The sequence below is a fragment of the Mycobacterium sherrisii genome (assembly GCF_002102355.1).
GTDB lineage: Bacteria > Actinomycetota > Actinomycetes > Mycobacteriales > Mycobacteriaceae > Mycobacterium > Mycobacterium sherrisii.
Genome location: NZ_LQPT01000019.1, coordinates 287,007 through 312,775 on the forward strand (window position 1 = coordinate 287,007; position 25,769 = coordinate 312,775).

Genomic DNA, 25,769 nt, shown 5'->3' on the forward strand with positions numbered 1-25,769 from the left:
GTGAATACCACCCAGTCCACCGCGCTGACCACCACCGTCTTTCCGGGCTGCGTCCCGCGCCTGCTCACCGACCAACCCGGTCGGGAGGACCTCGGCAGCTACCGTCGGCTCGGCGGCTACGCCGCGCTCGTCAACGCTGAGGCATTGCTGCGTGAGGTCGAGGCCAGCGGGCTTCTCGGCCGGGGCGGCGCAGCTTTCCCCCTTGCGGTGAAGTTGCGGACGGTTCGCGACAACGGACGGCTGATCGCGGCCACCGGGGGCACTGTCGTGGTCGCGAATGGCGAAGAGGGAGAACCGGCTTCGGTCAAGGACCGATGGCTGCTGCGCCATCGGCCGCACCTGGTGTTGGACGGGCTGCGATTGGCCGCGGCGGTCGTCGCCGCCGATCGCGCCTACGTGTACGTGTCGGATCCGGAAGCGGCGCACAGCGTCGAAGCCGCGCTCGGCGAGCTCGGTTCCGACGTCCGCGGCGTCGGCATCAAGCTGGTGACGGTACAACCCGGTTACGTCGCGGGCGAGGAAACCGCCGCGGTCCGGATGATCAACGAGGGCCTGGCCAAACCGACCGACAAGCCGCCGCGCCCATTCGAGGCGGGCGTGCATGACCGGCCCACGCTGGTGAGCAACGTTGAGACGCTGGCCAATCTGCCCTACCTGCAGCGCCACGGTGCGGCGGCGTTCCGTGCGGTGGGCACGTCGTTGTCGCCCGGCACCTTCCTGGCCACCATCACCGGCGGCGGCAAATTGCCGGCCCTCTACGAGCTGCCGCACGGCGTGGCGTTCCCCGAATTGCTTGCGCGGCACGGCGTTTCCCCCGGACAGCTGCGCGGAGTACTGATGGGCGGATACTTCGCCGGCTTGCTCAACCGCACGGTATTGGACACCACACTGGACCACGAGACGATGCGGCGGTTGGGCAGCGGTTTGGGTTGCGGCGCGATTTCGCTGATCACCGACGACTGCCCCGTCGCGGTCGCGGCGGCGGTGCTGGCCTACTTCGACCGGGAAAACGCCGGGCAGTGCGGATCCTGCTTCAACGGGACGGCGGCCATGGCGGCGGCCGCGGGGGCGCTGCGCGACGGCGCCGCAACCACCGAGGACGTCGACCGATTGCGCCGCTGGTCGGTGCTGCTGCGCGGACGCGGGGCGTGCGCAACCCTGGACGCGGCCACCAACGTCGCGGCCACCCTGCTCGACCAATTCCCGGAGGACGTCGCCGCACATCTGTACGGCACCTGCCGGGACTGCGCCCGCGGCGTGTTCCGTGCCGACCGGCCCTACGAGGCGGAAACAGGGAGAAACCCATGAGAATCCGCCTGGACCGCACCGTCTGCGACGGCTTCGGCATCTGCGCCAAGCACGCGCCCGGCTACTTCTCGCTGGACGACTGGGGCTACGCATCCCTGGTCGGCGACGGCACGGTGGCCGAGGCGGACCGCGACGCTGTCATGCGGGCACTGCTGGACTGCCCGGTACATGCCATCACCGAGATCGGTCAGCGCAGAGCCCCGGCCCCGCAGCCGCCACCGGCCGACCTCGGCGAGTCCGACGACCCGGCCGAGCACCTGAAAACCGAAGAGAACGAAGCCGAGTGGGGGTTCACGCGTTGAGCTCTTCGGCTTGCGAGTAAGAGCGTTCGTGCAACTCACCTTTGACCCCGAGGTGGAAGCATTCCGCCGGGACTTCGTCAGCCTTCTGACCGAGCATCTTCCCCCGGAAGTACAAGCGGCGCAACGTCCGTCATCGACCTCGCACATTCCGGATTGGTCCCGCCGCTGGCAACGGCTGCAATTCGCCCACGGTTGGCTGCTGCCCGGCAATCCCCCCGGCTCCGACCTCCGCCTCTGGTAGGCGTAGATCGACCCGGTGGACACAAGACGAAGCCCTTGGCGACGCGGCAGTGATATCGCAGATTGCCCGGCATCTGCGCATTGGTTTCCAGCCGACGGTTCCAGTCGTCGACGCCGGGATCCACGGTCCCACCCTTTTGACCTGGTCGGAGGCGGGTCAGCGGAATAAGCTAAGCGAACCAAGGCCGGGAAAGCCCATGAGAGGCCCACCATGATGCGGTTCGTTCGTCGTTTGACTACCTCACTTGCGATCGCGCTCATGGCGACGGCGGTCGCAGCGATCGCGACACCCGGCATCAGTTCGGCGAACTGCGATCTCACCATGTCGTGGAATTGGGCGACCGGCCAGTGCAAGCCGCCGCCGGCGGCACCGGCGTGGTACACGCCCGCGCCTGCCTATGCGCCGTCATTCGCCGGACAGGACGTCCCGCCACCTCCCCCGTGGCCGTGGTGGTCACCCGTGGCCCCGACGTGGAGCGTCGGGTTTCACCAGTGGGGCGTTTACCTGAACGGCGTCTGGGTGCCGCTGTAGTCGCCACCGAGCACGCGATCTGGATCACCCCTGCCGCTCGGTGATAACGTAATTCTCCGATTCGTATAACCGCCCTACCGAATTGGTGGCCACGCGACTCCGGAGGTGACGTGTCAGCAGCACCAAGCCGACCACTGCCCCAGGTAACCCCGGAGAACGAATTCTTCTGGACCTCGGGTGCCGACGGAAAGCTCCGGCTGCAGGCGTGCCGGGCGTGTGACTCGCTGATCCATCCGCCGGCGCCGGTCTGCCGTTATTGCCGTTCCCAGGATGTCGGGATGCGCGCCGTCTCCGGCAAGGCGACGCTGGCCGGTTTCACCGTCAACGAGCGGTTCAGCCTGCCCGGACTGGCAGCACCCTACGTAATCGCGCAGGTGGCAATCGCCGAGGATCCGCGAGTTCGCTTGACCACCAACCTCGTTGACTGCGACATCGACCGGCTCGAACTCGGTCAACAGGTCGAGGTCGTTTTCCAGCAGGTTCAAGACGTCTGGTTTCCGCTGTTTCGACCCGTGCCGGACGCCGAGCCCGCTCAGTTGCCGGTCGACGAGATCGCCCCGGAACGCTTCGGCGAGTACGTCCGACCCATGCTCACCACGGAGAAATTCGAGGACAAGGTCGCGCTGACCGGGGTCGGCATGTCACCGATCGGCCGGCGGCTGATGGCGCTCCCGCTGGCGTTGACGGTGCAGGCCTGCCAAGCGGCCCTCGCCGACGCGGGCCTGACCCACGCCGACATCGATGGCCTGTCGACCTACCCCGGCGCCATCAATGTCGGGGGGTTCGGCGAGGGCGGCGTCACGGCGCTCGAAGCCGCGCTGGGGATCCACCCGACGTGGCACAACGGCGCGATGGAAACGTTCGGCCCGGGCGGCTCGGTGATCGCCGCGATGCAAGCGGTCGCCTGCGGGCTGGCACGCCACGTGCTGTGCTTCCGGACGTTATGGGAAGCCACCAACGGCGAGCTGATGAAGCAGGGCAAGATCACTCCCTCGATGGGCCGAATGTCGGGCTGGCAGATGCCATTTGGTGCCACGTCCGCCGCACACACCCTGGCGATGAACGCCCAGCGCCATTTCCATCGCTACGGCACCACCAAGGAGACGCTGGGCTGGATCGCGTTGAATCAGCGCGCCAATGCCGAACTCAATCCGACGGCCATCTACCGCACGCCGATGACGATGGACGACTACCTGAACGCACGGTGCATCACTACCCCCTTCGGCCTGTACGACTGCGACGTGCCGTGCGACGGGGCGGTCGCCGTGATCGTCTCGGCGGTCGACGCCGCCCGCGACCTGGCCAAGTCCCCGGTGCTGGTGGAGGCGGTGGGGACGCAGATCATCGAGCGACTCGACTGGGATCAGAGCACGCTGACCCACGAGCCCCAGGTACTCGGGCAGGCGGCGCACCTGTGGACGCGCACCTCGCTGCGGCCCGCCGACGTCGACGTCGCCGAGCTCTACGACGGGTTCACCTTCAACTGCCTGTCCTGGATCGAAGCGCTGGGGTTCTGCGGGATCGGCGAGGCCAAGGAGTTCCTCGACGGCGGCAAGAACATCGCGCGCGACGGGCAACTGCCGCTCAACACCCACGGCGGCCAGCTGTCACATGGCCGCACGCATGGCATGGGTCTGCTGCACGAGGCGATCACCCAGCTGCGCGGCGAGGCCGGTGACCGCCAGGTCGCCGGCGCCAGGGTCGGGGTGGTCAGCAGCGGAGGCTTGACGCCCAGCGGCGTGTTGCTGTTGAGAAGCGACGCATGACCGCGCAACGCATCAGCGTCCGGCCCCGGCTGGTGATCGTCGACGGGGTACCGATGTCGGCGATCGTCGCGGAGGCACCCGACCCGACGGCCGTGATCGTGGCCATCCACGGTGGCGGGACTACCGCCACCTATTTCGACTGCCCCGGCTATCCGGCGTATTCGCTGTTACGGGCCGGCGCCGCAGCGGGATTCACTGTCATCGCACTGGACCGACCTGGTTACGGCAGCTCGGCCGCCTACCCCGAGGCGATGACCGAAGGTCACCAACGGGTCCGGCTGGCTTACGGCGCCGTTGATCGCATCCTCGGTGAAAAGCCATGCGGTGCCGGGCTCTTCGTGGTCGGTCATTCGGGCGGTTGCGAACTGACGCTGCGGATGGCGGCCGACGAGCGCGGCGCGGGTCTGCTCGGCATCGAGCTGTCCGGCACCGGGCGGCGCTATCAGTCCGCCGCTCGCGAAATGCTCAAGGCAGCGACCCGGCAGCGTCGCCCGTCGGGGTTGCGCGAACTGCTGTGGCACCCCGAACATCTGTACCCACCCGAGATTCTCCGTGGGGTCACGGTCTCCCCGACGGCCCCGGCTTACGAGGACCAGATGGTGTCGGACTGGTCCCGTCACACGTTCCCGACCTTGGCTCCGGCGGTGCGGGTGCCGGTGCACTTCAGCGTCGCCGAGCACGAAAAGGTCTGGCAGACCGATGATTCGGCGATCCAGGAGATCATTGCGATGTTCTCCGCCGCGCCCCGGTGCACCGTGCACAGGCAACTCGGCGCCGGGCATAACATCAGTCTCGGCCACACCGCCGCCGAGTACCACGCGCGGGTTCTCGCCTTCGTCACCGAAAGCGTGGCCGCTCGCTCGCAAGACGCCCAGCAAGAGGAGGCCGGTTGATGCGGGTGGGCTTCATCGGCTTGGGCAACCAGGGCGGCCCGATGGCCCGTCGGATCATCGAGAGCGGCTTTCCGACCACGCTGTGGGCCCGTCGGCCCGCCTCGGTTGCAGCCTTCGACGACACCCCGGCAACCATCGCGGACTCGCCGGCCGAACTCGCCGCGGCCAGCGATCTGATCTGCCTCTGCGTCGTCAGGGAGAGCGATATCGACGAGGTCGCCGGCGGCGAGCATGGACTGCTCGCGGGTGTCATGCCGGGCAGCGTGATCGCGGTACACAGCACGGTGCACCCCGACACCTGCAAATCGCTGGCCAAAAAGGCTGACGCTAAAGGGGTTTCGGTCATCGACGCGCCCGTGAGCGGCGGCGGACCGGCCGCCGCCGAGCGCCGCCTGGTCGTGATGGTCGGCGGCGACGCCGACACCGTGGAAAGCTGCCGTCCGGTCTTCGAGACCTACGGCGATCCGGTCGTCCATCTCGGCGAGCTCGGCACCGGCCAGACCGCCAAGCTGCTGAACAACCTGCTGTTCACCGCCCAGCTGGGCACGGCGGCCACCGCCCTCTGGTTGGCCCAGTCCCTGGGCATCGCCGGGGAGCGCCTCGTCGAGGTCGTCGCGCGCAGCAGCGGAAACAGTTTCGCGCTCAACGCTCTTCGCGGCATCGGCGGCCTAGACCGGCTGGCCGGTATGGCCGGACCGCTGCTACAGAAGGATGTGCGGCTGATCGGCGACCTCATCACAGCGGTCGGCGCCGATGGCGGCGCCGTGCTCGCCGCGGCCGACGCGGCGTTGACCCTGATGGATCATCCCCGGTGAGGATCGGGTTCGTCGGCGCGGGGCGGATGGGCCGCCCGATGGTCACGCGGCTGACCGCGGCCGGCCACGACGTCCGCGTGCTGCTCCGCTCGCCGGTGGACCCGGCTCGTCGGCGCGAACTCGAACACCTCGGTGCGACCGTGGTGGACGGCGCCGCCGATGCCGCCGCGCGCAGCGACGCGGTCGTGCTCTGCGTGTTCACCGACGCCCAGGTGCGCGAGCTGTGCCTGGACGGCGGCCTGCTCGCCGCGATGGCGCCGGGCTCGGCGCTGGTGGTGCACACGACCACCAGCCCCGCCACGATCGAGGCCGTCGCCGCCGGGAACGACGCCGTCGACGTCGTCGACGCGCCCGTCAGCGGAGGACCACACGACGTAGCAGCGGGCCGGATCACGTTGTTGGTGGGCGGCAGCCAGGACGCCGTAACCCGGCTCCGGCCGATGTTGCGCTGCTACGGCGACCCCGTCCTGCATGTCGGACCGCGCGGGGCCGGTCAGGCGATCAAGCTGGTCAACAACGCCCTGTTCGCGGCCCACATCGGCGTGCTCGCGGAGTCGGTCAGGCTGGGCGAGCAGCTGGGCGTCGCGGAATCGACGCTGCTGAGCGCGCTGCGGCACGGCAGCGCTACCAGCCGGGTGCTCGAGATCGTGGCGGCGGGCGGTGGTGTCGCGGAGTTTTTCGAGGTCGCCGGGGAATTCGTCGGCAAGGACGTGGCCGTCGTTCGCGGTATCGCCGAGGACCTCGGCGCCGAGCTGGGGGCACTGGGCCGCGTCATCGACGTCCTGCCCGTCCTGGACAGCGCAGGCATCGGCGACGTCGGTCACGGCGGTAGGCGGAAAGGTCTGACGTGACGCCGCTTTGCTCCTTCCGGGTTCGCCACGAAAGCGCTACCGTTACCGTTACAGTCAGGCATTCGATCGTAACGGTTACAGCCCGCCCCAACCCTCGCCGCTGAGGAGGATGTCAGTGACAAAGCCGAAGGTCGTCTTCGATCCGTACTCCGAGGACTACTACAACAACCCCTTCGACATCTACCGCCGGATGCGCGAGGACGCGCCGCTGTACTACGACGAGAGAGAGGACTTCTACGCGTTGACGCGCCACGTCGACGTCGCGGCGGCGTTCAAGGACTTCGAGACGTACTCTTCGGCGCGAGGCTGCGATCTGGCCATGGTGCGCAGGGGCATATCCCCCGAGCAGAAGTCGATCATCTTCATGGACCCGCCGGAGCACCGCCACATGCGCAGCCTGCTCAACAAGGCGTTCACCCCGCGCGCCATCCAATCGCAGCGCGAGACGATCGTGGAGGTGATCGACAAGTACCTGGGCGCCGCGGACCCCGACAATTTCGACGTCGTCGCGGACTTCTCCGGACCGTTCCCGGTCGAGGTCATCACCCGGATGGCCGGCGTGCCAGAGGAATACCGCCAACAGGTACGGCACTGGATCGACACCAGTCTGCATCACGAACCCGGCCAGATCGAGGTCAGCGAGGCCGGCATGCAGGCCAACATCGAGACGGCGATGTACTACTTCGGTCTCATCCAGGAGCGGCGCGCCGACCCGCAGGACGACATGATCAGCAGGCTGATCGCGGCCGAGATCCCCGGCGAGGATGGGCAGCCGCGCAAGCTCGACGACATCGAAATCACCGGTTTTGCCACGCTTTTGGGCGGGGCCGGCGCGGAGACCGTCACCAAGCTGATCGGCAATGCGGCGGTGATCTTTGCCCGCAACCTCGACCAGTGGCAGAAACTGCTGGACGACCCCGACAAGATTCCCGGAGCGGTGGAAGAACTACTGCGTTACGAGGGTCCGGTGCAATACAACGTCCGCTACACCCTTAGGGAGGCGCATGTCAGCGGTGGCGTGATCCCGCCGGGCAAACCGGTGTTCCTGTGCGGCGCCGCGGCCAACCGAGACCCCGAGGCCTTCACCGACGCCGACACATTCGACATCGAGCGCGACCAGACGGAGGCCCAGCACCTCGGCCTCGGGTACGGCATCCACAGCTGCCTGGGCGCCGCCCTGGCCCGCCTGGAAAGCCGGATCGCCCTGGAGCGGTTGCTCGAGTTCATGCCGCGCTACGAGGTGAACTGGTCCGGGTGCCAGCGGGTGCGCATGCAGAACGTGGCGGGCTGGAAGAGCGTGCCCGTCAAGGTACTTCGATAGGAAGACCACGATGACGAAGAAGATCGAAGTCGATTGGGGACTCTGCGAGAGCAACGGGGTCTGCATGGGCATCAACCCCGACATCTTCGAACTCGGCGACGACGACATGCTGACCGTGCACCGGGAAGAAGTCACCCCGGACATCGAGGCGGACGTGCGCGAGGCCGTGCGGCAATGCCCCCGGCAGGCGATCTCGATCGTGGAGTAACGGTCAGAAACCGGAGAGGATCACGGCATTACAGTCGGCGGCGGCCCGGCGCAGTTTGGCCGCCTTCTGGTAACCCTCGGACTCGTACCACGCGCGCGCTGCCTCGACCGACTCGAACTCGAGCACCACGGTCTGATCCCCGTGCCAGCTGCCTTCGACGACCTTCGGCGCGGTGTCCACCGCGAGGATGGTTGCCCCGCTCATCGCCGGTCCGGCGGCCTGGGCATAGGCCTTCATGCCCTCCGGGTCTTTGATCGCTTCGGTCAGGATGACATACCCTTTTGGCCCCTTAGACATTCAAGATCTCCCTACTGCCGTCATTTCTCGCTGATGGCTTGTTCTGGACAACACTCGATGGCCTCCACGGCCGCCGCTTCCAAATCCGTTGGGAGAGCGGCATCTATCGCTTCGGCGTAACCATCGTCGGTCAGGCTGAACACGTCGGGGCACAGCGTCAGACACATGCCGTGACCGCGGCACCGCTGGTCGTCCACCCAGACCTTCATGCCGGCGTGAACTCCAGGTGCAACTCGGTGAGCCCGCGCAGTATGTACGTCGGGACGTATTGGTAGCGACGGCTATTCGCCGGGCCGTGCACACTTTCGTCGATCCTGATCTGGCTGGTGCGGTCGAGCAGTCGCTCCAGCGCAACCCGGGTTTCGGCTCGCGCCAGCGGTGCCCCCGGACAGCTGTGGATGCCGCGGCCGAACGCGATGTGCTGACGGGCGTTCTTGCGTTGCGGGTCGAAGGTGGCGGGGTCGTCGAACCGGCGCGGATCGCGGTTGGCGGCGGCCTGCACGATCATCACGGTGGTGCCGGCGGGCAGGTCGACCCCGCCGACGGTGACGGGCCTGCGGTTCAACCGGAAGTCACCCTTCACCGGGCTTTCGTGGCGTAGCGACTCCTCGATGAAGTTGGGGATCAGGCTGCGGTCGCTGCGGAGCTCCGCCTGGATGTCCGGGCGCTCCGCAAGGGTCTGCAGCGCGGCACCGAGCAGGCGCACGGTGGTCTCCTGACCCGCGGAAAAGACGTTGCTGGCGACCCGCGCGACGTCTTCGACGTCGGGAATGGTGCCGTCCGGGTAGGTCGCGGTGGCCAGTCCGGTCAGCACGTCGTCGCGGGGGTCCCGGCGGCGGTCGCGCACGTAGTCAGAGAACAGTCCGTAGAGGAATTCCAGCGGACTGTGCGCCAGCGATTCCTTGCCGGTGCCACCGATACCGCCGCCGGAGTGGTCGCGGATGCCCTGGACGAACTTGTCGCGGTCCTCCATCGGTACGCCCAGCAAATCGGCGATGACCAGCAGCGTGAACGGGCCGGCGAAGCCCTTGATCCACTCGCCGTGGCCGGGCGCCAGGAAGTCGTCGAGGGCCTGGTCGGCGAGCGCCCACATGGCGTCCTCGTTCTCCTTGAGCCGCTTGGGGGTGATCAGTCGCATCAACAGGGAGCGATGGTTGGTGTGGGTGGGCGGGTCGAGCGTGGGCAGCTGGTCGCTGAATGGCAGTTCGTCGCGGTGTTTTTCGATCAGCTCGGTGATGTCGCTGTCGCCCAGACCCTCGAGGCTGACCGGGAAGCCGGGGAACGGCCCGGTCACCGAGATGCAGGACGACCAGGTTTCGGCGTCGTTCAGGACCGCGCAGGCCTCGTCCCAGCCGGTGACCATGGTGACGCCGTGCTGGTCTTCAGGCGTCACGGGGCACCGCCGGCGCAGCGACTCGTAGTAGGGGTACGGGTCGGCGATGAGCTCGGTGCCGCGAAAGAAGTCCATCGTGGAGAAGTCGTTCGCCATTCCGCTCCATTCGGATCTCAGCAGTGAGAATGAGCCTCTCAGAGATGAGCATTACATTTCCACACGGGCCTGTTGTCGTCAACGACAGGTGCCCCCGCACGGTCTAAGGACGAGCGCGTTGTTAGCCGGCCGGAACCAGATCGGCGGCCACCGACGGAAACGCGAGTAGACCACTGCGGAAGCTCTCGGTGTGGCCGATGGAACACCCCGGCAGCGCGGCGGCCGCCAACGCCTTGCCCTTGAACACCTGCGCGGCCACGCTCAGCCGGTGTTGCACCAGGCCGACGGTGCCGTCCAGCTCCGCGGGCCAGGTCTCACCCCACAGGATGACCTCCGTGACGCCATGATCGAGCGCCTGCAGGACGCCCTGGCGCACCCGCGAGTCGCACCCCACCAGATCGGCCGCCGCCGCCAGAGCCTGCGGTCGGGGCCGGTCCTTTATCGATGCGAGCGCGTCTTCCAGATCGAGCGGCTGGGCGCCGATGATCTGTAGCGGCCGTAGGTCGGGGTGGTCCGCAAGGTCGGTGAGCAGCACCGTGACGTCCCAGCCGGCCATCGAGCGGTCGAACAGCCAGCCCCCGGCGAACCGCACCACGTCGAGCACGCTGGAGGCGACAACGTCCAGGCGATACCTCATGTCGTGCTCGGGGATGCGCTCAGCGGCTGCTCCGACGGCGCGAAGTCCCGCGCCAGCGTCTCGGCGTACTGTTTGAACACCTCGGTCAGCGGTATCGAAGGATCGAGCAACCATGTGGTTTCCATTCCGTGAACGAAGGCGAGTATTTCGACTGCCTTGATGGTGGGGTCTATCTCCGCCCGGTACCGACCCTCAACCTGGCCGTTGCGGATGAGCTCGGCGACGATGTCGACGGCGGCCTGATGACGCGCCAGCATGCGGTCGTGCAGCGGAGCGTCGGGCAGGATGTTTTCGACCAGCAACACCGTGAAGGTGCCGACCAGCTCCGGCGCCCGGTGAAATCGATCTGCGACGGCGGAGATCTGGGCGATGAGATCGCCGGCACGGTCGGCGTGCGTGTCGTCATCTTGATCACGGGCGTCCAGCACCGCGTGCAGCAGCTGCTCCTTGGACGCGAAGTGGTGCAGCAGCCCCGCGGGAGTCACTCCGGCTTCCCCGGCGATCTGCGCCAGCGTGGTGTTGCGCCAGCCATTGCGGGTCAGCAGCCGCTGCGCGACCGCGAGGATGCGCTGTTTGCGGTCCTCACCCTTGGCGAGCAGCGTGTCGTAACGGCGAGCGTCGGGCACCGGGCTCCTTTGACCGATCGGCGGGGCTGAACCAACCTAGTGAACACACAGTAGGTAGGTTTGGCCGATGTGACAAGGGTCTCAGCCGGACTCAAAGGAAGTTCTTCCCCGTGCCCCGTCGACGCTAGGCGACCAACTCGACCAGGGTGGCGTTGGCGGTGCCGCCGCCCTCACACATCGTCTGCAGGCCATAGCGGATCCCGTTGTCGCGCATGTGATGCACCAGCCGCGTCATCAGCACCGCGCCGGAGGCGCCCAGCGGATGGCCCAGCGCGATCGCCCCGCCCAGCGGGTTGACCCGCGCGGTATCGGCACCGGTCTCGGCGATCCACGCCAGCGGCACCGGCGCGAAGGCCTCGTTGACCTCGAAGGCGCCGACCTCCGACAGCGGAACGCCCGCTTTCTTCAGCACCTTCTCGGTCGCCGGGATGGGGCCGGTGAGCATGAGCACGGGATCGGCGCCGGTGACGGCGCCGGCGCGGTACCGCACGATCGGCGTCAGGCCCAACTCGACGGCCAGGTCCGAGGTCGTCACCAGCAATGCGGCCGCGCCGTCGGAGATCTGCGACGAATTGCCCGCGTGGATGACACCGTCTTCGGCGAACGCGGGCTTGAGCGTGCCGAGTTTCTCGACGGTGCTGCCCCGGCGCACGCCCTCGTCGGCGCTGACGACCGATTCGTCGTCGGTGATGACCGTGACCATCTGATCGGTGAAGGCGCCGCTGTCCTGGGCCGCGGCGGCCCGCTCGTGGGACTGCACGGAGAACTCGTCGAGCTGGGGCCGCGAGAAACCCCATTTTTTGGCGATCAGCTCCGCGGACAGCCCCTGGTTGAACGAGAAACCGTGGTAGCGGGCCAGGACCTTGGGGCCGTAAGGCATGCCGGTGGCCCGGGCCGCGCCCAGCGGCACCCGGCTCATCACCTCGACACCGCCGGCCACCACGACGTCCTGCTGGCCCGACATCACCGCCTGCACCGCGAAGTCTAGGGCCTGCTGGCTGGAACCGCAGGCGCGGTTGATCGTGGTGCCGGGGATGCTCTCCGGCCAGCCGGCCGCCAGGACCGCGTACCGGCCGATGTTGCTGGACTGGTCGCCGACCTGGGACACGCAACCCCAGATCACATCGTCGACGATGTCGGGGCCCACCCCGGCTCGGTGCAGCACCTCGTTGAGGACGAGCGCGGACAGGTCCGCGGGATGCATGCCCGACAACCCGCCGTTGCGCTTGCCGACCGGCGTGCGCACCGCCTCGACGATGACCGTCTCCCGCATGTCCTACTCCGATTCCTCATCAGATTTCGATAACGCCCACCGCCCAGTAAACGACGGCTCCCGCCGCTGGCGGAACGCGGCATAGGCCGCGGCCGCGTCCGCCGTCGCGAAGTTGCCGATCTGCGCGCGCGCCTCGTTGGCCAGCGCGTCGCGCAGGGTGCGGTCGGCCCCCTCGTTGAGCAGCGCCTTGGTCTGTGCCAACGCGATCGGCGGGCCGGCGGCCAGCCGCGCGGCAACTTCGTCGACGAAGCCGTCGATCGCTGCGGCCGACACCACCCAGGTAACCAAATTGAGCGCATGGGCTTCGGCCGCGTCGATGGTTTCGGCGAGCAATGCGAGTCGTTTAGCCTGTTGCAGCCCAACGATTTTCGGCAGCAACCAGGAACCGCCGAGGTCGATCGACAGGCCGCGTTTGGAAAAGATCTGGGAGAACGTCGAATCCGGCGTCGCGACGACCAGATCACAGCCCAGCGCCAGATTCCAGCCGGCGCCGACCGCGACACCGGTCACCTTGGCCACCGTCGGAACCGGGAGTTCATGCAACGCCAGCGCCACGTCGGTGAGGCGCTGCAGCTTGTGTTTCGGATGCACGTCGTCCGGGCTGGCGATGTCGGCGCCGGAACAGAAGGCTCCGCCGGCACCGGTGAGCACCAGCGCACGCACCCCGCGATCACGGCCGGCCTGCTGCAGCGCGTCGCGCAGTGCGATCCACAACTGGGGGTCGAGGGCGTTCTTGCGGTGCGGACGGTTGAGCGTCAGGGTGCGCACCCCGTCGTTGTCCCGCGACAGCAAGACGGGTTCTTCGGTGGACGTCAATAGCTCCTCGGCAGTTTCAACACGTTGGCGCCCAGGAAATTCAGGATCATCTCCTGGCTGACCGGTGCAATCTTCATCAGTCGCGCCTCGCGGAAGTAGCGGGTGATGTGGTATTCCTCCGCGTAGCCCATGCCACCGTGGGTCTGCAACGCCCGGTCCGCGGCGGCGAAGCCGGCGTCGGCGCACAGATATTTTGCGGTATTCGCTTCGCGCCCACAGGGTTTGCCATTGTCGTAAAGCCAGGTCGCTTTCCGCAACATCAGCTCGGCGGCGTCGAGCCGGGCCAGCGAGTCCGCCAGCGGGAACTGCAACCCCTGGTTCATGCCGATCGGCCGGCCGAACACCTCGCGCTCGTTTCCGTACTTGACGGCCTTTTCCAGGGCCACCCGGCCGATACCGAGCGCCTCGGCCGCGATCAGCATCCGCTCCGGGTTCAAGCCGTCGAGGATGTACTGAAATCCCTTGCCCTCCTCGCCAACTCGGTCCTGAACCGGAACTTCGAGGTTGTCGATGAACAGCACGTTGGAGCTGACGGCGTTGCGGCCCATCTTGCGGATTGGGCGAATGTCGACCCGGCTGCGGTCGAGATCGGTGAGGAACAGCGTCATTCCGTCAGTCTTCTTGGTGACCTCGTCGTAGCTCTTGGTACGGGTGAGTAGCAGGATTTTGTCGGATTCCATCGCCTTGGAGATCCACACCTTGCGGCCATTGACGACGTAGCGGTCGCCGTCGCGCTTGGCGAACGTGGTGATTCGCGACGTGTCGAGCCCGGCACCCGGTTCGGTCACGCCGAAGCACACGTGCACCTCGCCCCTCGCCACCGGCGGCAGGGTGCGGGCCTTGAGTTCGTCGGAGCCGTGCACGACGACGGGCTGCATACCGAAGATCGAGAGATGGATGGCGCTGGCCGCGTTCATCGCCCCGCCGGACTTGGCCACCTCTTCGAGTAGCAGTGTGGCTTCGGTGATTCCGAGACCGTGGCCGCCGTACTCGGTCGGAATCGTCATGCCGAGCCAGCCGCCCTGAGCGATGGCGTTGTAGAACTCGGTCGGAAATTCGTGCGCCTGGTCCTTTTCCATCCAGTACTGGTCGTCGAATTTCCGTGCCAACTCCGCCACCGACCGGCGGATCAGCTCCTGATCTTCGGTCAGCTCGAAGTTCATCCCATCGCCGGGCACTGCCGGATCTCCTGTTCATTGCCGCGCGGCGCGATCGCCGTGCTGGTCGTCAATAGGTCGAATGGCGACCCTGAGTGCAATCTCGACACAGCGCGACACCCAGGCCCGACACGTTGGCGGTCAGTCTTTGTTGCCGGTAAGGGCTTTCGCGTTGGCCGCGAAATCCGCGAAGGACGAGCCGCCTCGGCTGTCCTTGTCGTGGCCCTTGGCCTTGATGGACACGTCGTGTCCCTCGGCGGCCTTGCGCAGCGCCCCGACGGTGGCCTGCTCGCGCGGGATGTGCGTGAACGGGTCGAACGAGTACCAACGCATCGCGTTCTCGTGGGTCATCTTGTTGATCTCGTCATCGGGAACATTGTTGCGGGACAACACATCCCATAGTTCTTCGGGGGCGCCTGGCCACATCGAGTCGCTGTGCGGGTAGTCGGCCTCCCAACAGATGTTGTCGATGCCGATCATGTTGCGCAGCGCCACGCCGACCTTGTCGCTGATGAAGCAGGTCAGGAAGTGGTCGCGGAAAACCTCGCTGGGCAGCTTGCCCTTGAAGTCCTGGTGCGTCCAGGCGGAGTGCATCTCGAAGGTGCGGTCGGCGCGCTCGAGGAAGTAGGGAATCCACCCGGTTCCGCCTTCGGAGAGCGCAATCTTGAGGTCCGGGTATTCCTTGATGGGCCGCGACCAGAGCAGATCCGCGGCCGCCTGCACGATGTTCATCGGTTGCAGGGTGATCATCACGTCCATCGGCGCGTCCGGCGCGGTGATCGCCAGCCGCCCCGAGGAACCGATGTGCACGTTCATGACGGTGTCGGTGTCGCACAGAGCCCTCCACAGCGGGTTCCAGTATTCGTCGTGAAAACTGGGGTAGCCCATCGCGGCGGGATTCTCGGTGAAGGTCAGCGCGTGGACGCCTTTTTTCGAAACCCGGCGCACCTCGGCCGCGCACGCTTCGGCGTCCCAAATCACCGGGATCGCCATCGGGATGAACCGGGCCGGGTAGGCGCCGCACCATTCGTCGATGTGCCAGTCGTTGTAGGCCTGCACCAGCGCGATCGAGAAGTCGTTGTCGTCGGTGGCGAACAGCCGACCCGCGAAGCCCGGGAACGACGGAAAACAGATGGAGGCCAGGATGCCGCCGGCGTTCATGTCCTTGACGCGCTCGTCGACGTTGTAGCAACCCGGCCGGATCTCGTCGAGCCCGGTCGGTTCGATGCCGTACTCCTCCTTGGGCCGGCCGGCGACGGCGTTCAGCGCCACGTTCGGGATGACGGTGTCGCGGAACTTCCACATGTCCGAGCCGTCGTCGTTGTGGATCAGCCGCGGCGCGTCGTCTTGATACTTCTTCGGCAGGTGGTTCTTGAACATGTCGGGCGGCTCGACAGTGTGGTCGTCGACGCTGATCAGCATCATGTCTTCTTTGTTCATGAGCTTCCCTCTCCATCGGATCCACGAGCAGTCTGCTCCCGGGGCGTTCGGCTGCCGTGCGCACCCCGCTACCTCTGAAAACTATCTTCTCGCCAAGTGAGAATCAACATCCACGAAGCCGGCCCCCCCCCCCCAACACCCTTCCCGTATAGCCCGTTTCGGTCCCGTCTCGGCCCCGGTGTGCCCTCACGTGCCGCGACGCCGTCGGAGAAGTGCCTGCACTCGGCCATCCCCGCCCGGACGGCCAAAAATTGTTACGCACACCGCGGTGACGGCGGCGCGCCTCGCACGGGGCCTCCACCGGCCGCGCCGCCGGCCCTGCGTGGGCACGCCCGGCATTGACCAGTCGTGCGAATCATGCCAGTCTGTTAGTTACAAATGAGAATACGATTCTCCTGCACAGAGAGGACATTGCCGATGCGCTTGCGGCCGCTGCCCGCGGACCAGTGGGACGAGGCTACCCGGCGGGCACTGTCGTCGATGCGGGGCGCGGATACCAACAACGCGCTCAGCACCCTTGCACACCACCCCGCGCTGGCGAAGGCGTTCCTCCGCTTCAACGTGCATCTGCTCGCCTCGTCCACGCTGCCGCCACGCATCCGGGAATTGGCGATCCTGCGGGTGGCACATCGTCGGCAGTGCGCCTACGAGTGGTCCCACCACGTCCGGATGGCCAAGGACGAGGGCATCACCGACGACCAGATCACCGCCGTCCAGCGTGCTACCGGCGCCGACGACGGTGTCCTCGACGCGTTTGATGCCACGGTGATCACCGGCGTCGATGAACTCGAAGAGAACTCGCGAATATCCGACCCGACCTGGGCCGTGCTCGGCGAGCGTCTCAACGACCAGCAACGGATGGACTTCGTGTTCACGGTCGGCTGCTACGCGCTACTGGCTATGGCTTTCAACACTTTCGGCATCCAGCTCGAGCACCCCGACCCAGCCGCCACCCACGTCGAGTAAGAGTCAACAGAGGAGCAAAGAACGTTGCCGCACTTCCCGAAGCCAGCCGTCGGCAGCTGGACAGAGAACTACCCCGAATTAGGCACGGCGCCGGTTGATTACACCGACTCGATCGACCCGGCGTTCTTCGAGGCCGAACGCGACGCGGTGTTCAGGAAGACCTGGCTCAACGTCGGGCGGGTCAACCGGCTCCCCCGTGCCGGCAGCTATTTCACCAAAGAGCTACCGTCGGCGGGCAAGGGCACCTCGGTGATCATCGTCAAGACCAAGGACGGGACCGTCAAGGCCTATCACAACGTGTGCCGGCATCGGGGAAACAAATTGGTGTGGAACGACTTTCCCAACGAGGAAACCGCCGGAACATGCCGGCAGTTCACCTGCAAATACCACGCCTGGCGCTACAGTCTCGACGGCGACCTGACCTTCGTCCAACAGGAAGACGAGTTCTTCGATCTCGACAAGAGCAACTTCGGCCTGGCCCCGGTCCGTTGCGAGGTGTGGGAAGGCTTCATCTTCGTCAACCTCGACGACAACGCGGCACCGCTGACCGACTATCTGGGCCCGCTGGCCAAGAGCATCGAGGGCTACCCCTTTGGCGAGATGACGGAGACCTATTCCTATCGCGCGGAAGTGGGCAGTAACTGGAAGCTGTTCATCGACGCGTTCGTCGAGTTCTACCACGCGCCGATCCTGCATCAGGGGCAGTACACCAAGGAAGAAGCCGCCAAGATCCAGAAGTACGGCTACGAGGCGTTGCACTACGAACTGGCCGGGCCGCACAGCCTGCAGTCGACATGGGGCGGTCAGGCTCCGCCTCCGGACATGTCCATGGTGAAACCGATGGACCAGGTGTTGCGCAGCGGCCTATTCGGTCCGTGGGACAAGCCCGAGATCATCGAGAATCTGGAACTGCCACCCGGGGTGAACGTGAAGCGGGCGCCGCAGTGGGGCATCGACTCCTGGCTCTTCTTCCCGAACTTCATGCTGCTGATCTGGGAGCCGGGTTGGTACCTGACCTACCATTACTGGCCGACCGCGGTGGACAAGCACATCTTCGAGTGCACACTGTATTTCGTGCCGCCGCGCAACGCGCGCGAACGACTGGCGCAGGAACTCGCCGCGGTGACATTCAAGGAGTACGCGCTGCAGGACGCCAATACCCTGGAAGCGACCCAGACCATGATCGGCACCCGGGCCGTCACCGAGTTCTTACTGTGCGACCAGGAAGTCTTGATCCGTCATCTGCACAAGACCACGGGCGACTACGTCGCGAATTGGCAGAAGGAGCACCAGCGCAATGTCGCTACCGTCTGAATTCGCGGCCTTGGAGCCGTATTTGGCGTGGGATCTGGCCACCGAACCCGAGCGGTACGCCAAACGGCTCTCGTCGACGATGGCCGAGATGCAGGAGTTTTACAACGTCGCGTTCCCGCTGCTGAACGACGTGATCGCGTACTGCGACAAATTTCCCCTGGACGACCTGCCGGATGACGCGAAAACGTTGATGCACATGATGCAATCGTTGGTCATGGTGTCCTTTCCGATCGAGGCGTGGAAACAACCGCGCGTTCCCGACAGCGGCGCGGCGTGGGTGGAATTGATCCGGGAACCGGTGATCTGACCTTGTCCCGCGCTGCTCGCGCCGGCGACTCATCGCCGTTGACGCTCAAGGCCGCTGGACTGCTAGACGTCGACTCCGGTGAGATCGTCCGCCCCGGGTTGGTGACCATCGACGGCGACCGCATCGCCGGTATCGGCGGCGAGCCCGACGGCGAGCTCATCGACCTGGGCGACGCGATCCTGTTGCCGGGGCTGATGGACATGGAGGTCAACCTCCTGATGGGCGGGCGGGGTGAAAAGCCCGGCCTGTCTCAGGTGCAGGACGATCCTCCGACGCGGGTGCTGCGCGCCGTCGGCAACGCCCGACGGACGTTGCGCGCCGGGTTCACCACGGTGCGCAACCTCGGCTTGTTCGTCAAGACGGGCGGCTACCTGCTGGATGTCGCACTGGGCAAGGCAATCGACGCGGGTTGGATCGACGGGCCCCGGGTGGTTCCGGCCGGTCATGCCATCACGCCCACCGGCGGCCACCTGGACCCCACGATGTTCGCCGCGTTCGCACCGCATGCGCTGGAACTGACGGTCGAAGAAGGCATCGCCAACGGCATCGACGAGATCCGCAAGGCGGTCCGCTATCAGATCAAGCACGGCGCCGAGCTGATCAAGGTCTGTTGTTCGGGTGGCGTGATGTCGCTGACGGGTCCGCCTGGCGCACAGCACTATTCGGATGAAGAGCTGCGCGCGATCGTCGACGAGGCGCATCGGCGGGGGCTGCGTGTCGCCGCGCACACGCACGGCGCGGAGGCGGTCCGGCACGCGGTCGACGCCGGAATCGACTGCATCGAGCACGGTTTCCTGGTCGACGACGATGCCATCGCGATGATGGTCGAGCACGGCACCTTCCTGGTCAGCACCCGGCGCCTGGCCGAAGCGATGGACGTGTCGCATGCCCCGCCCGAGCTGCAGGCCAAGGCCGCCGAGATGTTCCCCAGATCGCGCACCTCGATCCTGGCGGCGTACGAGGCCGGGGTGAAGATCGCGCTCGGCACCGATGCTCCCGCGATACCGCACGGCCGCAACGCCGACGAGCTCGTCACCCTGGTCGAATGGGGCCTTCCCCCGCTGGCGGTGCTGCGCGCCGCCACCAGCACCGCAGCCGAACTGATCAACTCGACCGATCGGGGACGCCTGGCACCGGGTCTTCTCGCCGACATCATCGCGGTGCCGGGAAACCCGTTGGAAGACATCACCGTTACGCGAAACGTCAGCTTTGTGATGAAAGGTGGCAAGGTCTATGTCGACACCCGATCGGTCTGAGAGCGGCCGCACGCGCACCGACGATTTGGTCGAGATTCAGCAGCTGCTCGCCCGCTACGCGGTCACCATCACCCAGGAAGATATCGACGGTCTGATCGGTGTCTTCACCCCGGACGGCACCTACAGCGCGTTCGGCTCCACCTACCACCTTGACCGGTTCCCGGAATTGGTGGCCGCCGCGCCGAAAGGCTTGTTCCTCACCGGAACCGCCTTGATCGAAACCCTCGACGGCGACACGGCCAGCGGTACCCAGCCGCTGTGCTTCATCGACCACGCCACGCACGACATGCGGATCGGTTACTACCGCGACACCTACTCCCGCACGTCCCAGGGTTGGCGGCTGAAAACCCGTGCCATGACCTTCATTCGGCGCAGTGGCGTGCACGACTCCGGACGTCCACACGCCGTCGGCCGTCCGCAGCCGTGAGGGTCGACGAGTTCCGGGCGGGTTTACGCGCGTGGCTCGACGAACACGACCTGACGCCCGGGGCGGACCACACGCTGGAAGGCCAGATGCGCCAATTCCGGCGGGTCAGCCGCGCGCTCTACGACGCCGATTGGATGCGCTACGGCTGGCCGGAAGAAGTCGGCGGCCTGGGTGGGCCCGCGGTGCTGCGCGCCATCGTCGGCGAGGAGGTCGTTGGCCGCCGACTGGCCGAGCCCGGCCCGTATTCGATGCTCGAGGTGCTCACTCCCACGATGATCGATTATGCCCCACCAGAACTCGCCGCGGAGATGGTGCCGCGCCTGCTGCGCGGTGAAGAGCAATGGTGTCAAGGGTTTTCCGAGCCGGGCGCCGGCAGCGACCTGGCGTCGTTGACGACCCGGGCGGTCCGGGACGGCGACCACTGGATCGTCAACGGGCAGAAGGTCTGGACCAGCTTCGCGCAGTTCTCCACCCGGTGCATCCTGCTCACCCGCACCGGGCCGGCCCACCTAAACCATGACGGCATCACCGCGTTCTTCGTCGACCTCGACACCCCGGGCATCACCATCCGGCCGCTGCGCACGATGCACGGCGTCGACGAGTTCTGCGAGGTCTATTACGACGACGTGGTGGTCCCGTCGAACCGGATGCTCGGCCGGCCGGGCGACGGCTGGAGGCTGGCGATGGACCTGCTTCCCTTTGAGCGGTCCACCTGCTTCTGGCAGCGCATCGCCTATCTGTACTCCCGATTCGATGCGCTCATCGCCGAGGTTGCCGACGGCCCTCGGCACGGTGGACACGACGAATTCGAATTAGGTGCAACGTATCTCGCGCTGCACACGCTGCGCTGCCGCTCCCGCGCCACCCAGCATCGGCTCGGCGGCGGCGCCCGCCTGGGCCCGGACACCTCGATCGATAAGGTACTGCTGGCCGCGGCCGAACAGCGGCTCTACGACACCGTCCGCGACGTGCTGCCCGGCGTCTTAGAACTCGACGACACACCGTGGCGTTCGGAATATCTCTATTCGCGCGCGTCGACCCTTTACGGGGGCACGGCGGAGATTCAGCGCAACATCATCGCCCGTCGGCTTCTCGATCTCGGGAAGGAATGAGCATGGACCTGCCCTCAGACCCCGGGGAACTGCAGCTGCTGACCGAGTCGCTAGGCACCGCAATGGGGGCGGCCTCCGGCGCCCGGCTCGACGCGGCGCTGACCGACCTCGGCTGGCGTGACATGCTGGACGAAATCCCGGAACTTGCCATCCCCCTGGTGTTTCGGCTGCTCGGCGAGACCGGTGCGCATGCGCCGGTCCTCAACGACGTGGTGCTGCGCGCGGCCGGCAAGCCGGTCGGCGGTATCACTGCGCTGCCGTTCTCGGGAAATTCCTGGGTGCGCTGGCGTCGTGACGACACACCCGGTTCGGCAATCGATGAAAGTCTGCCGATACATCCTGTGGCCGAAGGTGATTCGGTCTTTCAAGCTGGCCTGGACCTCGGGCGGCAGGCGCTGGGCTGGTGGTTGGTCGGGGCGAGCCGGGCCATGTTGACGCTGGCTCGTCAGCATGCCCTGGACCGAGTCCAGTTCGGTCGCCACATCAGCTCGTTTCAGGCGATCCGTCATCGACTGGCCGAGACTCTCGTTGCGATCGAGGGCGCCGTGGCGACCCTGCAGGCCGCCGCCGCGCAACCCGAGGATCCCGAGTTGGCCAGCCTCCTTGCCAAGGCGGCGGCGGGGCAAGCGGCGCAGACCGCGGCCCGGCACTGCCAACAGGTGCTCGGCGGTATCGGTTTTACCGCCGAGCACCCACTGCACCGTCACATCAAACGCTCGCTGGTATTGGACAGCCTCCTCGGCAGCGCGCGAGAACTCACCGGACAAGCCGGAGCGGCGTTGCGGGTCAAGGGCTTCGCGCCGCGGCTGCTGCAGCTGTAGCTCGCCGAGCGCCTCGGGACCCCGCGTCGGCCGGTGCTGCCTAGAATCAGGGCGCATGAGCTCACTCGGCGAACCGCGGAATCAGGTCGGCGTCGCCTCGGTGATCCTGGGCGGGTTGGCCCTGGCCACCTGCTGGCTGTTGATCGGCGTGCCGCTGGGCATCGCGGCGGTGTTGAGCGGGGATATCGGGCGGCGGCGCGTCCGTCGCGGCGAGGCGACGAATGCGCGGGTCGCGGCGGCGGGCATGGTGTTGGGCGCAGTGGCGATCGTGGCGGGACTCATCGTCATCGGCTACTACGCCTGGCTGGACTCCCGGGATCCGGGGCGTTTACAGCGATGCCTGGACAATCCGGCCGCCACCAACTGCGGGCCCTAGGCTCGGGGTAATCCGAGCACGCGTTCGGCGATGATGTTGCGCTGAATTTCAGATGTACCGCCGGCGATCGTCGCGGCGAAGGTGCGGGTGTAGCGGTCGAACCAACTGCCGTAGTGGCTGTCCAAGTTGAGCGCTGCGAACGGGGCGGTGACGCCCCGCAACACCAGGCCGGCACTGCCGTTGGCATCGAGCGCATCCTCGCAGGCGCGCTGCATCGCCTCCGAACCCAAAAGCTTGAGCACCGACTGCGCGGGCACGTCTTCCTCGCCGCGCGCGGCTTTGGCCAGCGTGGCCGACCCCAACAGCCGCATCGCGTAGAAATCCATCACCAGGGTCGCGTAGCGATCTCGCTGCACGGACCCCGACGGGGTGGATTCCACCGTCAGCGCGTGCAGCATGTCGGCGTAATCCAGCCACAGCATGGCGCGTTCGTGGCCGAGCGAGCCGGTGGCCACGCGCCAGCCCTCGTTGAGCTCGCCGACCAGGTTCTGCGCCGGGACCCGTACGTCGGTGAAAAAGACCTCGTTGAAGTCGACGTCTTCGATGTCACCCACCGAGGCGAACGGGCGGCAGACCACGCCGGGGGTATCGGTAGGGATCAGAAATGCACTGATGCCCTTGTGTTTTGGCGCGCTGGGGTCGGTGCGAACGAAGGTCAACAGCACGTCGGCATGGTGGGCACCCGAGGTCCACACCTTCTGTCCGTTGACCACGAAGACCTCACCGTCCGGCACGGCGCGGGTCTTCAGCGAGGCGAGGTCCGACCCCGCGCCGGGCTCGCTCATGCTGAGCGAGGCCGTCATCTCGGCGCGCAGAATCGGTACGACCCACCGCCGCTTCTGTTCGTCCGTTCCGAATGAAAGCAAGGAAGCCGCAATGATGCCGACGCCTTGCGGATTGAAGCTTTGGTAGATCCGCCGCCGCGACAACTCTTCGAGATACACGTACTGCTGCAGCAGCGTCGCGTTGCGCCCGCCGAACTCCGGCGGATTCCCGGGCAGCAGCCACCCGCTGTCGAACAGCAGCCGTTGCCACCGTCGGGCCCACTCGGGGATGTCCGAAGTCGACCGCGGACGCTCACCGGCCACCGCGGGATCGGGCAGGTTTTCTTCGAGGAACGCGACAAATTCGGCGCGGAACTCCTCCACGTCGGAGTCGAAGGTCAGCTGCACGGCACTCCCCTGAAGTTTGCGGGCACTCGTTCGGTAGATCCGGGTTTTCGCCCACGGTGCGATTCACTCTTGCGATTCCGCTTCTATACACGCGTTCAGGAGAATAGTATTCTCATGGCAAGAAAGTTACAATCTCCGACACATGGTCCGTGAGGGGGTCGAGCGCAGCGATGTCACGGCGTTCTCCGGTAGAGTCCAACCATGTTCTCCCCTCGCGGCAACCGTCCGAGCCTTCCGTGACCAACCCGAGCGGAGAGCCGGCCTGGAAGCAGCGCGCCGTCGAGCGATCCATCAAAACCGCGAAACTGCGTGCCGCGCAACGCGTTCAGCGTTTCCTCGATGCGGCTCAAGCCATCATCATCGAAAAGGGCAGCACCGATTTTACCGTCCAGGAGGTGGTGGACCGCTCGCGCCAGTCGCTACGGAGCTTCTACCTGCAGTTTGACGGCAAGCACGAGCTGCTCCTCGCGCTGTTCGAAGATGCGTTGAGCCGATCGGCCGATCAGATCCGCGCCGCGACCGAAAGCCACTCCGATCCCCTGGAGCGGTTGAAAGTGGCGGTCGAGCTGTTATACGAGGCTTCGCGACCCGACCCCGCCGCCAAGCGACCCCTGTTCACCGACTTCGCCCCTCGGCTGCTGGTGACCCATCCGGCCGAGGTGAAGGTCGCGCATGCGCCGCTGCTCACGCTGCTGACCGAGTTGATGGAAGCCGCCAGCGAGGCGGGTGAATTGCGCGCCGGACTCAATCCGCGGCGCATCGCCGCGATGACAATGCAAACGGTCATGTTCATCGCGCAGTCCAGCGGCGGCAGCGATGACGCGACGATCCATCCGATCACCGCCGACGAGGTGTGGGACTTCTGCTCAGCCGGATTCGTCGGCCAGCGCTAACCCCCACAACCCTTCTCCCTTGCTCCGGTCCTTTTCGGCGCCGAGCAGATAGCGCACGCGAGTTGCCTTGTGAGAATGTGATTCTCTAATATTTAGAACGATAAGTAGCCAAAACGGATTCGCCGTTGACACCCGTTGCCGGGTGATGACAGAGTTCAGTGGCGGCGCCCCGGCGGGTCGGGGCAAACGCGGTGACTGCGAGAGGCGATCGATTACCCCTGACAGCCGGCGCTTTCCCCATCCACCGGGCCAGCCGGTTTCCGCCGAGACATTCCGGTTCGAACAACTAAGTGAGGTAGCGATGACTGGACGTGTTGAAGGCAAGGTTGCTTTCGTCACCGGGGCGGCGCGTGGCCAGGGCCGCAGCCACGCGGTGCGGCTGGCACAGGAGGGTGCCGATATCATCGCCGTCGACATCTGCAAACCCATCCGCGCGGGCACCGCGGAGGGCCCGGCGATCCCCGCCTCCACGCCCGAAGATCTGGCCGAGACGGCCGATCTGGTGAAGGGCTACAACCGGAGGATCTACACGGCCGAGGTGGATGTGCGCGACTTCGCGGCGTTGAAGACGGCGGTGGACGCCGGCGTCGAGCAGCTGGGGCGCCTCGACATCATCGTGGCGAACGCCGGGATCGGCAACGGTGGTGAGACGCTGGACAAAACCAGCGAAGAAGACTGGACGGAGATGATCGACGTCAACCTGTCCGGTGTCTGGAAATCCGTGAAAGCCGGTGTGCCCCATATCATCGCCGCCGGACGCGGCGGATCGATCATCCTGACCAGCTCGGTCGGCGGCCTGAAGGCCTACCCGCACACCGGTCACTACGTCGCCGCCAAGCACGGGGTGGTCGGATTGATGCGCGCCTTCGGAGTCGAACTGGGGCAGCACATGATTCGCGTCAACTCCGTGCATCCCACCCACGTCAGCACGCCGATGATCATGAACGAGGGCACCTGGAAGATGTTCCGGCCGGACCTGGAAAACCCCGGTCCGGACGACATGGCGCCGATCTGCCAGATGTTCCACACCCTGCCGATCCCGTGGGTGGACCCGATCGACATCAGCAACGCTGTGCTGTTCTTCGCCTCCGACGAGTCGCGTTACGTCACCGGCGTCACACTGCCGATCGACGCCGGCAGCTGCCTGAAGTAAC

Annotated in this window: 29 protein-coding genes and 3 pseudogenes; 20 read left to right on the forward strand and 12 right to left on the reverse strand. The window is 66.3% G+C overall.

Annotated features, from left to right (window positions below; translation table 11 throughout):
- The 3 genes and pseudogenes from AWC25_RS02910 to AWC25_RS02920 form a co-directional block, all read left to right on the forward strand.
- A complete protein-coding gene (locus AWC25_RS02910; protein WP_085166316.1) occupies positions 1-1,308 on the forward strand; it encodes an NADH-ubiquinone oxidoreductase-F iron-sulfur binding region domain-containing protein in 1,308 nt (435 codons plus the stop codon).
- The gene (locus tag AWC25_RS02915; RefSeq protein ID WP_069398341.1) at positions 1,305-1,610 is read left to right on the forward strand and encodes a ferredoxin; all 306 of its coding nucleotides are present in this window, start codon (positions 1,305-1,307) and stop codon (positions 1,608-1,610) included. The genes AWC25_RS02910 and AWC25_RS02915 overlap by 4 nt, the downstream gene beginning before the upstream one ends.
- 28 nt (positions 1,611-1,638) lie before the next feature.
- A pseudogene (locus AWC25_RS02920) lies at positions 1,639-1,827 on the forward strand (acyl-CoA dehydrogenase family protein); the annotation flags it as partial.
- Here the strand turns inward: AWC25_RS02920 and AWC25_RS27250 are convergent.
- Positions 1,815-1,975 (reverse strand): annotated as a pseudogene (locus AWC25_RS27250) (NAD-dependent epimerase/dehydratase family protein); the annotation flags it as partial. The pseudogenes AWC25_RS02920 and AWC25_RS27250 overlap by 13 nt on opposite strands.
- Positions 1,976-2,109: 134 nt before the next feature.
- Between AWC25_RS27250 and AWC25_RS02930 the strand changes: the two are divergent.
- From AWC25_RS02930 to AWC25_RS02960, 7 genes are all read left to right on the forward strand, one after another.
- Positions 2,110-2,382: a hypothetical protein gene (locus AWC25_RS02930; protein ID WP_232326869.1), complete on the forward strand. Its 273-nt coding sequence runs from the start codon at positions 2,110-2,112 to the stop codon at positions 2,380-2,382.
- A gap of 110 nt (positions 2,383-2,492) precedes the next feature.
- Entirely contained in the window at positions 2,493-4,148 is a 1,656-nt protein-coding gene (locus AWC25_RS02935; protein ID WP_085166317.1) for a thiolase C-terminal domain-containing protein, read from the forward strand.
- Complete coding sequence (locus AWC25_RS02940) at positions 4,145-5,041, forward strand: alpha/beta hydrolase (RefSeq protein ID WP_069398337.1); 897 nt, start codon at positions 4,145-4,147, stop codon at positions 5,039-5,041. The genes AWC25_RS02935 and AWC25_RS02940 overlap by 4 nt, the downstream gene beginning before the upstream one ends.
- A complete protein-coding gene (locus AWC25_RS02945; RefSeq protein WP_069398336.1) occupies positions 5,041-5,856 on the forward strand; it encodes an NAD(P)-dependent oxidoreductase in 816 nt (271 codons plus the stop codon). The genes AWC25_RS02940 and AWC25_RS02945 overlap by 1 nt, the downstream gene beginning before the upstream one ends.
- Positions 5,853-6,707, forward strand: a complete 855-nt coding sequence (locus AWC25_RS02950) for an NAD(P)-dependent oxidoreductase (RefSeq protein WP_084229099.1) — start codon at positions 5,853-5,855, stop codon at positions 6,705-6,707. The genes AWC25_RS02945 and AWC25_RS02950 overlap by 4 nt, the downstream gene beginning before the upstream one ends.
- 115 nt (positions 6,708-6,822) lie before the next feature.
- Positions 6,823-8,028 (forward strand): cytochrome P450, encoded by a 1,206-nt coding sequence (locus tag AWC25_RS02955; protein WP_085166351.1) that lies wholly within the window; start codon positions 6,823-6,825, stop codon positions 8,026-8,028.
- 10 nt (positions 8,029-8,038) lie between these two features.
- Complete coding sequence (locus AWC25_RS02960) at positions 8,039-8,236, forward strand: ferredoxin (protein ID WP_044508386.1); 198 nt, start codon at positions 8,039-8,041, stop codon at positions 8,234-8,236.
- Positions 8,237-8,239: 3 nt separating this feature from the next.
- Here the strand turns inward: AWC25_RS02960 and AWC25_RS02965 are convergent, their stop codons facing one another.
- The 9 genes from AWC25_RS02965 to AWC25_RS03005 form a co-directional block, all read right to left on the reverse strand.
- Positions 8,240-8,533, reverse strand: coding sequence for a DUF1330 domain-containing protein (locus AWC25_RS02965; RefSeq protein ID WP_085166318.1), 294 nt, complete (start codon positions 8,531-8,533; stop codon positions 8,240-8,242).
- Between the two features lie 20 nt (positions 8,534-8,553).
- A complete protein-coding gene (locus AWC25_RS02970; RefSeq protein WP_069398333.1) occupies positions 8,554-8,742 on the reverse strand; it encodes a ferredoxin in 189 nt (62 codons plus the stop codon).
- Positions 8,739-10,022 carry a cytochrome P450 gene (locus tag AWC25_RS02975; RefSeq protein WP_069398332.1) on the reverse strand — a complete coding sequence of 428 codons (1,284 nt, stop codon included), beginning with the start codon at positions 10,020-10,022 and terminating at the stop codon, positions 8,739-8,741. The genes AWC25_RS02970 and AWC25_RS02975 overlap by 4 nt, the downstream gene beginning before the upstream one ends.
- 121 nt (positions 10,023-10,143) lie before the next feature.
- Positions 10,144-10,659 (reverse strand): hypothetical protein, encoded by a 516-nt coding sequence (locus tag AWC25_RS02980; protein WP_069398331.1) that lies wholly within the window; start codon positions 10,657-10,659, stop codon positions 10,144-10,146.
- Positions 10,656-11,285 (reverse strand): TetR/AcrR family transcriptional regulator, encoded by a 630-nt coding sequence (locus tag AWC25_RS02985; protein WP_069398330.1) that lies wholly within the window; start codon positions 11,283-11,285, stop codon positions 10,656-10,658. Before AWC25_RS02985 ends, AWC25_RS02980 begins: the two co-directional genes overlap by 4 nt.
- 124 nt (positions 11,286-11,409) lie before the next feature.
- Positions 11,410-12,558, reverse strand: coding sequence for a thiolase family protein (locus AWC25_RS02990; RefSeq protein WP_069398329.1), 1,149 nt, complete (start codon positions 12,556-12,558; stop codon positions 11,410-11,412).
- Positions 12,559-12,561: 3 nt separating this feature from the next.
- Positions 12,562-13,374: an enoyl-CoA hydratase/isomerase family protein gene (locus tag AWC25_RS02995; RefSeq protein WP_069398328.1), complete on the reverse strand. Its 813-nt coding sequence runs from the start codon at positions 13,372-13,374 to the stop codon at positions 12,562-12,564.
- A complete protein-coding gene (locus AWC25_RS03000) occupies positions 13,371-14,537 on the reverse strand; it encodes an acyl-CoA dehydrogenase family protein (protein WP_085166319.1) in 1,167 nt (388 codons plus the stop codon). Before AWC25_RS03000 ends, AWC25_RS02995 begins: the two co-directional genes overlap by 4 nt.
- Before the next feature lie 135 nt (positions 14,538-14,672).
- Positions 14,673-15,971, reverse strand: coding sequence for an amidohydrolase family protein (locus AWC25_RS03005; protein WP_085166320.1), 1,299 nt, complete (start codon positions 15,969-15,971; stop codon positions 14,673-14,675).
- A 417-nt stretch (positions 15,972-16,388) separates the two neighbouring features.
- Between AWC25_RS03005 and AWC25_RS03010 the strand changes: the two genes are divergently transcribed.
- From AWC25_RS03010 to AWC25_RS03045, 8 genes are read left to right on the forward strand one after another with little or no spacing between them, the layout of a single operon-like run.
- On the forward strand, positions 16,389-16,937 hold the full coding sequence (locus tag AWC25_RS03010; protein ID WP_069398325.1) for a carboxymuconolactone decarboxylase family protein: 549 nt from the start codon (positions 16,389-16,391) through the stop codon (positions 16,935-16,937).
- A 24-nt stretch (positions 16,938-16,961) separates the two neighbouring features.
- A complete protein-coding gene (locus AWC25_RS03015; protein WP_069398324.1) occupies positions 16,962-18,251 on the forward strand; it encodes an aromatic ring-hydroxylating oxygenase subunit alpha in 1,290 nt (429 codons plus the stop codon).
- On the forward strand, positions 18,235-18,558 hold the full coding sequence (locus AWC25_RS03020; protein WP_069398323.1) for a hypothetical protein: 324 nt from the start codon (positions 18,235-18,237) through the stop codon (positions 18,556-18,558). The genes AWC25_RS03015 and AWC25_RS03020 overlap by 17 nt, the downstream gene beginning before the upstream one ends.
- Before the next feature lie 2 nt (positions 18,559-18,560).
- On the forward strand, positions 18,561-19,814 hold the full coding sequence (locus tag AWC25_RS03025; RefSeq protein ID WP_085166321.1) for a metal-dependent hydrolase family protein: 1,254 nt from the start codon (positions 18,561-18,563) through the stop codon (positions 19,812-19,814).
- The gene (locus AWC25_RS03030; RefSeq protein WP_069398322.1) at positions 19,792-20,241 is read left to right on the forward strand and encodes a nuclear transport factor 2 family protein; all 450 of its coding nucleotides are present in this window, start codon (positions 19,792-19,794) and stop codon (positions 20,239-20,241) included. Before AWC25_RS03025 ends, AWC25_RS03030 begins: the two co-directional genes overlap by 23 nt.
- The gene (locus tag AWC25_RS03035; protein WP_069398321.1) at positions 20,238-21,353 is read left to right on the forward strand and encodes an acyl-CoA dehydrogenase family protein; all 1,116 of its coding nucleotides are present in this window, start codon (positions 20,238-20,240) and stop codon (positions 21,351-21,353) included. Before AWC25_RS03030 ends, AWC25_RS03035 begins: the two co-directional genes overlap by 4 nt.
- A gap of 2 nt (positions 21,354-21,355) precedes the next feature.
- Positions 21,356-22,174 (forward strand): acyl-CoA dehydrogenase family protein, encoded by an 819-nt coding sequence (locus tag AWC25_RS03040; RefSeq protein ID WP_085166322.1) that lies wholly within the window; start codon positions 21,356-21,358, stop codon positions 22,172-22,174.
- 55 nt (positions 22,175-22,229) lie between these two features.
- Entirely contained in the window at positions 22,230-22,550 is a 321-nt protein-coding gene (locus AWC25_RS03045; RefSeq protein WP_085166323.1) for a DUF4190 domain-containing protein, read from the forward strand.
- Here AWC25_RS03045 and AWC25_RS27780 read toward each other — a convergent pair.
- Positions 22,547-23,035, reverse strand: coding sequence for an acyl-CoA dehydrogenase family protein (locus tag AWC25_RS27780; RefSeq protein ID WP_425320225.1), 489 nt, complete (start codon positions 23,033-23,035; stop codon positions 22,547-22,549). The genes AWC25_RS03045 and AWC25_RS27780 overlap by 4 nt on opposite strands.
- A 30-nt stretch (positions 23,036-23,065) precedes the next feature.
- Positions 23,066-23,722: pseudogene (locus tag AWC25_RS27785) on the reverse strand (acyl-CoA dehydrogenase family protein); the annotation flags it as partial.
- Between the two features lie 236 nt (positions 23,723-23,958).
- On the opposite strand from AWC25_RS27785, the gene AWC25_RS03055 reads away from it, so the two are divergent.
- Both AWC25_RS03055 and AWC25_RS03060 read left to right on the forward strand, forming a co-directional pair.
- Positions 23,959-24,615: a TetR/AcrR family transcriptional regulator gene (locus AWC25_RS03055; protein WP_069398317.1), complete on the forward strand. Its 657-nt coding sequence runs from the start codon at positions 23,959-23,961 to the stop codon at positions 24,613-24,615.
- Positions 24,616-24,916: 301 nt separating this feature from the next.
- A complete protein-coding gene (locus AWC25_RS03060; RefSeq protein ID WP_069398316.1) occupies positions 24,917-25,768 on the forward strand; it encodes a mycofactocin-coupled SDR family oxidoreductase in 852 nt (283 codons plus the stop codon).
- Position 25,769 lies beyond the last annotated feature (1 nt).